The 6361-nt window shown below is 71.2% G+C and carries 7 protein-coding genes and 1 riboswitch; of the genes, 1 reads left to right on the forward strand and 6 read right to left on the reverse strand.

Translation table 11 applies throughout. The features are described from left to right. Positions 1-10: 10 nt before the first annotated feature. The 6 genes from hisG to ABZ484_RS24550 all read right to left on the reverse strand — a co-directional run bounded on the left by hisG (position 11) and on the right by ABZ484_RS24550 (position 4395). Positions 11-859 (reverse strand): ATP phosphoribosyltransferase, encoded by an 849-nt coding sequence (gene hisG / locus ABZ484_RS24525; protein WP_030175635.1) that lies wholly within the window; start codon positions 857-859, stop codon positions 11-13. An 81-nt stretch (positions 860-940) separates the two neighbouring features. After that, positions 941-1213, reverse strand: coding sequence for a phosphoribosyl-ATP diphosphatase (locus tag ABZ484_RS24530; protein ID WP_016434182.1), 273 nt, complete (start codon positions 1211-1213; stop codon positions 941-943). Positions 1214-1247: 34 nt separating this feature from the next. After that, the gene (gene ribH, locus ABZ484_RS24535; protein ID WP_358868064.1) at positions 1248-1733 is read right to left on the reverse strand and encodes a 6,7-dimethyl-8-ribityllumazine synthase; all 486 of its coding nucleotides are present in this window, start codon (positions 1731-1733) and stop codon (positions 1248-1250) included. A 48-nt stretch (positions 1734-1781) separates the two neighbouring features. Then, positions 1782-3149, reverse strand: a complete 1368-nt coding sequence (locus tag ABZ484_RS24540) for a bifunctional 3,4-dihydroxy-2-butanone-4-phosphate synthase/GTP cyclohydrolase II (RefSeq protein WP_358868065.1) — start codon at positions 3147-3149, stop codon at positions 1782-1784. Beyond that, positions 3146-3790 (reverse strand): nicotinamide riboside transporter PnuC, encoded by a 645-nt coding sequence (gene pnuC / locus ABZ484_RS24545; RefSeq protein ID WP_358868066.1) that lies wholly within the window; start codon positions 3788-3790, stop codon positions 3146-3148. Before pnuC ends, ABZ484_RS24540 begins: the two co-directional genes overlap by 4 nt. After that, positions 3787-4395, reverse strand: a complete 609-nt coding sequence (locus ABZ484_RS24550) for a riboflavin synthase (RefSeq protein WP_358868067.1) — start codon at positions 4393-4395, stop codon at positions 3787-3789. Before ABZ484_RS24550 ends, pnuC begins: the two co-directional genes overlap by 4 nt. Before the next feature lie 154 nt (positions 4396-4549). After that, a riboswitch (FMN riboswitch) is annotated at positions 4550-4680 on the reverse strand. A gap of 491 nt (positions 4681-5171) precedes the next feature. On the opposite strand from ABZ484_RS24550, the gene ABZ484_RS24555 reads away from it, so the two are divergent. Next, complete coding sequence (locus ABZ484_RS24555) at positions 5172-5933, forward strand: SDR family oxidoreductase (protein WP_358868068.1); 762 nt, start codon at positions 5172-5174, stop codon at positions 5931-5933. The last annotated feature ends 428 nt before the right edge of the window (positions 5934-6361 follow it).

The raw sequence follows: 6361 nt of genomic DNA on the forward strand, positions 1-6361 counted from the left end.
GTCCGGCCGCTCAGAGGCGGCAGGCGTGGATGGCCGTGGTCAGGATGGCGCGCGCGCCGATGGCGTACAGGTCGTCCATGATCCGCTGGGCCTCCCTGGCCGGGACCATGGCGCGGACGGCGACCCAGCCCTCGTTGTGCAGCGGGGAGACGGTCGGGGACTCCAGGCCGGGAGTCAGCGCGACGGCCTTCTCCAGCTGCTCGACCCGGCAGTCGTAGTCCATCATCACGTACGTCCGGGCGACCAGCACGCCCTGGAGGCGGCGCAGGAACTGCTGAACCTTGGGCTCCTCGGCGTCGGCGCCGGTGCGGCGGACGACGATCGCCTCGGACTTCATGATCGGCTCGCCGATGACCTCCAGCCCGGCGTTGCGCAGCGAGGTGCCGGTCTCGACGACGTCGGCGATGACCTCGGCGACGCCCAGCTCGATGGCGGTCTCCACGGCGCCGTCGAGGTGGACGACGGACGCGTCGATGCCGTTGTCCGCGAGGTGCTTGGCGACGATGCCCTCGTAGGAGGTCGCGACCGTCATGCCGTTCAGGTCCGCCACGCCGTTCGCGGTGCCGGGCTTGGTGGCGTAGCGGAAGGTGGAGCGGGCGAAGCCGAGGGGCAGGATCTCCTCGGCGTTGGCGCCGGAGTCGATGAGCAGGTCGCGGCCGGTGATGCCGATGTCGAGGCGGCCGGAGGAGACGTAGATCGCGATGTCGCGGGGGCGGAGGTAGAAGAACTCCACCTCGTTCTCCGGGTCGACGATCCGCAGTTCCTTGGACTCGCGGCGCTGCTGGTAGCCGGCCTCATGCAGCATGTCCGCCGCAGGGCCGGAGAGTGAACCCTTGTTGGGGACGGCGATGCGCAGCATGAGGTCGGCTTCCTTTGCGTGAAGGGGGTTTCTGCGGGCTGTTTCTACGGGCTGTTTCTACGGCTGTTCGCGGCAGGCGGGTCACAGGTGGGCGTAGACGTCGTCCAGGGAGATGCCGCGGGCGACCATCATCACCTGGACGTGGTAGAGCAGCTGCGAGATCTCCTCGGCGGCCGCCTCCTTGCCCTCGTGCTCGGCGGCCATCCAGACCTCGGCGGCCTCCTCGACGACCTTCTTGCCGATGGCATGCACCCCCTTGCCCACCAGCTCGGCGGTGCGGGAGGTGGCGGGGTCGCCGTGGGCGGCCTTGTGCTGGAGCTCCGTGAAGAGCTCCTCGAACGTCTTCTTGGACATGGTGCTGCTAACCCTACGCGCTCCGGACCGCTCCTCAGCGCCAGGGTTCGGATACTGAACGCAGCGTGGCGGCCGTCGCGACCGCCGCGGTCACCGCCTCGTGGCCCTTGTCCTCGCTGGAACCCGCCAGCCCGGCCCGGTCCAGGGCCTGTTCCTCGGTGTCGCAGGTGAGCACCCCGAAGCCGACGGGCACGCCGGTCTCGACCGACACCTGGGTCAGGCCGCCTGTGACGCCCTGGCAGACGTAGTCGAAGTGCGGCGTGCCGCCGCGGATGACGACCCCGAGGGCCACGATCGCGTCGTAGCCGCGGCCCGCCAGCACCTTCGCCACCACCGGGAGCTCGAAGCTGCCGGGGACCCTGAGCAGGGTCGGCTCGTCGATCCCCAGCTCGTGCAGGGCGCGCAGGGCGCCGTCCACCAGTCCGTCCATCACCTTCTCGTGCCACTGTGCCGCGATGACGGCGACCCTGAGGTCCCCGACGTTCCGGACGGACAGTTCCGGTGCACCCTTGCCGCTCACGTGTCTCCTCGGTTCCTGGTCCTACTGGTCTTACTGGTCTCGCTGGTCCTACTGGTTGCCGCAGGTGGCCGCGGTCGCGGCCACGGAAGCCGCGGCGGTCGCGGCCGTGGGGGCCGCCGGGGCCGGGGTGTCCAGCCAGGGCAGGTCGTGCCCCATCCGGTCCCGCTTGGTGCGCAGGTAACGCAGGTTGTGCTCGCCCGCCTGGACGGGCATGGGCTCCCGTCCGGTGACCTTGATGCCGTGGCGCAGCAGCGCCTCGGTCTTGTCGGGGTTGTTGGTCATCAGGCGGACGCCGGTGACCCCGAGGTCCTCGAGGATCTGCGCGCCGGCGCCGTAGTCACGGGCGTCGGCGGGCAGCCCGAGTTCGAGGTTGGCGTCCAGCGTGTCGCGGCCGCGCTCCTGGAGCTCGTAGGCCCGCAGCTTGGACATCAGGCCGATGCCGCGCCCCTCGTGGCCGCGCAGATAGACCACCACTCCCCTGCCCTCGGCCTGGATGCGTTCCAGGGCGGCGTCGAGCTGGGGGCCGCAGTCGCAGCGCAGCGAGCCGAAGACGTCGCCGGTCAGGCACTCGGAGTGGACGCGGACCAGGACGTCCTCGCCGTCGCCGATCTCGCCGTGGACGAGGGCGACGTGCTCGACGCCGTCGGCGGTGGAGCGGTAGCCGTACGCCGTGAAGACGCCGTGCCGGGTGGGCAGGCTGACCTCGGCCTCGCGGCGGACGGTGGGCTCGCCGACGGGGGACTCGCCGCCGCGCCGGTAGGCGATCAGGTCCGCGATGGAGATGATCGTCAGACCGTGCTTGCGGGCGAAGACCATCAGCTCGGGCAGGCGCAGCATCCGGCCGTCCTCGCCGGCGATCTCGACGATCGCGCCGGCCGGGCGCAGCCCCGCGAGCCGGGCCAGGTCGACGGCGGCCTCGGTGTGGCCGTCGCGGACGAGCACACCGCCGGGCCTGGCGCGCAGCGGGAAGACATGGCCGGGGCGGACGAGGTCGGTCGGCTCGGCCGTGCCGCTCGCCAGCAGCTGGAGGGTGGTGGCGCGGTCGGCGGCGGAGATGCCGGTGGTGACGCCGTGGGCGGCGGAGGCGTCGACGGAGACCGTGAAGGCGGTCTTCATCGACTCGGTGTTGTCCTCCACCATCTGCGGCAGCCTGAGCCGGTCGAGTTCCTCACCCTCCATGGGGGCGCAGATCAGGCCGCGGCACTCGCTCATCATGAAGGCGACGATCTCGGGGGTCGCCTTCTCGGCGGCGATGACGAGGTCGCCCTCGTTCTCGCGGTCCTCGTCGTCGACGACCACGACGGGGCGGCCGGCCGCGATGTCCGCGATGGCCTGCTCGACCGGGTCGAGCGTGAAGTCCTCGGCCGTGTCGGTGCCGTAGGCGTCGGTGCTGTAGAGGATGGGTGCCGCGGTCATGCGGGCGCTCCTTCCGGGACGGGCTGCGCGGCTCGGCGGGAGCGCAGCCACCAGTCGCGCATGCCCCACAGGACGAGCGCGCCGTAGATGACGTAGACGAAGCCGGAGAAGGCGAAGCCGTTGGCGAAGTTGAGCGGGACGCCGACGACGTCGACGAGCAGCCAGGCGAACCAGAACTCGACCATGCCGCGCGCCTGGGAGTACATGGCGACGATGGTGCCGACGAAGATGTAGGCGTCGGGCCAGGGGTCCCAGGACAGGGACGGGTAGGCCTTGAACAGGGCGGCGACCGCGACCGTGCCGACGGCGGCGGCGCCGAGCAGGACCGCCCGCTCGCGCCAGGTGGCGAACCGTACGGCGATGTGGCCGTCCGCCGCCTGGTCCTTGCCGCGGTTCCACTGCCACCAGCCGTAGACCGCGACGACCATCACGACGATCTGCTTGCCGGCGCTGCCGGAGAGATGGGCGGTGGCGAAGGCGGCGAAGAGGATCAGGCCGGACAGGAACTGGGTGGGCCAGCTCCATATGGAGCGGCGCCAGCCGAACGCCAGGCCGAGCAGGCCGATGACGTTGCCGATCATGTCGGACCACTTGATGTGCTGGCCCAGGAGGGTGAAGGCCTCGGAGTTCAGCCAGTTCACTTGCCGGCCCCCTGCGCACGGTCGCCGAGCAGCCGCTCGACGTACTTGGCGACGACGTCGACCTCGAGGTTGACCGGGTCGCCGGGCTGCTTCAGACCGAGGGTGGTCAGGGCGAGGGTGGTGGGGATGAGGCTGACGGTGAAGTGGTCGGCGCCGGCGTCGACGACGGTGAGGCTGATGCCGTCGACGGTGATGGAGCCCTTCTCGACGACGTAGCGCGCGAGGTCCGCCGGAAGCGAGATCTTCACGATCTCCCAGTGCTCGGAGGGCGTGCGCTCCAGGATCGTGCCGGTGCCGTCGACGTGTCCCTGCACGATGTGCCCGCCGAGGCGCGCGCCGACGGCGGTGGGGCGTTCGAGGTTGACGCGGGAGCCGACGGCGAGGACGCCGAGGCTTGAGCGCTTGAGGGTCTCCGCCATGACGTCGGCGGTGAACTCGTCGCCCTCGTGTTCGACGACGGTGAGACAGACCCCGTTCACGGCGATGGAGTCGCCGTGCTGTGCGCCCTGGGTCACGACGGGGCCGCGGAGCCTGAAGCGAGCGGCGTCGCCAAGGTTCTCGACGACGGTGACCTCGCCCAGCTCTTCGACGATTCCGGTGAACACTTCCCGGGTCCTCCTGCCTCTTCGGGCACGGACTCCGGGGCTGTCGATGACGACAGAGGACACGAACGAGAACACTCGGTACGGCGACGCCGACGGCAACTCGCCGTGAGGGCGAGCCCGTAGACGGCGGCGCGCACACATGGGTGCCCGCTCGCCGCGCACTGCCTCCCATCCGGACTTTAACCGTCGGTCCAGGAATTCCACCTGGTCAACCGGCCGCTGGAAGCGACCGGGTCGCGGACTGTAACCGCCGGTTCGGACTTTCACCGACCCCGGAGTGCGCTGCTACTGGTACGAAGCCAGTCTGCCACGCGCACTCGGCGTCCATACAGACGAACGGTGTGGGTTCGCTCACAGAGTGCATCGCCGCTCGAGTGAACGTGGCCGCCACCGCGACCGGCACACGACCGGCACACGACCGCGACGCGACTGGAGCGACGCACGCGACCGGAGGGGAGCCTGACCGATTGAAAGGTCCGGCGGCGGGCAAGGGCCGTCGTCACCGCCGCCGGACCAGCCTGTGCAGGTGTCAGACACTAAAAGGACTAGACCAAAGCGTCAACCGTCAACATCTCCGCGCCGGGGGCGAGTTCACGCCTGCCCACGGCTGCCCTCCCCCGCCGCACCGCACGCACGATCTGCGCGGCGATCAGGTGTATGCGGCCATCCGATGGCGCGACCGCGGGTGATGATGATCCCGGGCAAGCGGGAATGGCTGACGAGGGGCGCTCACCTGGGAGCGCCGATGTCCGGAGTGTCCGGAGGGACGGAACAGCATGACCATGATCCTGGTGACCGGCGGCACCGGAACGCTCGGCCGGCTCGTCGTCGAGCGGCTGCGCACGGACGGACACGAGGTGCGGGTGCTCAGCCGGCACGCCGAGCCGTACGCCGTCGATCTGCGTGAGGGCGGTCCCGCGCTGGACGCGGCGGTCGCGGGCGTGGACTCGGTCGTGCACTGCGCGAGCTCGCCCAGGGGCGGCGACGAGGAGGCGGCCGCGCATCTGATCGCGGCGGCGCGCAGGGCGGGGGTGGGCCACCTGGTCTACATCTCCATCGTGGGGGTCGACCGGGTCCCGCTCGGCTACTACGAGACCAAGCACGCCGTGGAGAAGCTGATCGAGGAATCGGGCCTGGGCTGGACGGTGCTGCGGACCACCCAGTTCCACGACCTGCTGGCCACTCTGTTCCGGGCGTTGGCCAAGCCGCCGGTCATGCTGCTCCCGGCGGGCGTGCGCGACCAGCCGATCGAGGTCGCCGAAGTCGCCGCGAGACTCGCCGAGTTGGCCACCTCCGCACCGGCGGGCCGCGTCCCGGACATGGGCGGCCCGGAGGTCCGCACCTTCGACTCCCTCGCCCGCGCCTACCTGAAGGCCACGGCCCGCCGCCGCCCGGTACTGACCGTCCCCCTGGCCGGCCGGACCTACCGAGCCTTCCGCGAGGGCGGCCACCTCACTCCCACTCAGACCGTGGGCAAGCGAACCTTCGAGGACTTCCTCACAACACGTTTCGGGGGTGGCGGCCACCGGCAGGGCTGAGGTCGGAGGGGCTGCGGGGGGGCTCCGGGGGACGAAGCCCGGGCCGGGCCAGGGGCGCAGGGGGCAAGGCCCCCGCGGGGGTCCGGGGCGGAGCCCCGGGGGGCCACTTCTGGAGTTACCGAGTCGGGTGGGCGGGTGGGCAGAGCCCGGGGGTGCAGGGGGCGGAACCCCCGCCGGGGTTCAGGGCGGAGCCCCAGGCGGGCCACTTCCGAGCCCACCGAGCCGGGCCGGCAGGGGGGCAGAGCCCCGGGGCACAGGGGCGAAGCCCCCCCGGAGGCCACTTCCGAGCCCGCCGAGCCGGGTCGGCGGGTGGGCAGAGCCCGGGGGTGCAGGGTCGCGGACCAAGGTGCGGGGCCGTTCAGGCTTGTACTCGACGGGGCTCATCCGAGAGCGTCTCCTTATGTGCGGTCGGATGGCAGGGACGGCTC

The organism is Streptomyces sp. NPDC006393 (assembly GCF_040628575.1).
Classification (GTDB): domain Bacteria; phylum Actinomycetota; class Actinomycetes; order Streptomycetales; family Streptomycetaceae; genus Streptomyces.

What these genes read in the sequence shown, in the direction of transcription:
- hisG (WP_030175635.1), bottom strand. Translation starts at nt 859, where the DNA reads ATGCTGCGCATCGCCGTCCCCAACAAGGGTTCACTCTCCGGCCCTGCG.
- ABZ484_RS24530 (WP_016434182.1), bottom strand. Translation starts at nt 1,213, where the DNA reads ATGTCCAAGAAGACGTTCGAGGAGCTCTTCACGGAGCTCCAGCACAAG.
- ABZ484_RS24540 (WP_358868065.1), bottom strand. Translation starts at nt 3,149, where the DNA reads ATGACCGCGGCACCCATCCTCTACAGCACCGACGCCTACGGCACCGAC.
- ABZ484_RS24555 (WP_358868068.1), top strand. Translation starts at nt 5,172, where the DNA reads ATGACCATGATCCTGGTGACCGGCGGCACCGGAACGCTCGGCCGGCTC.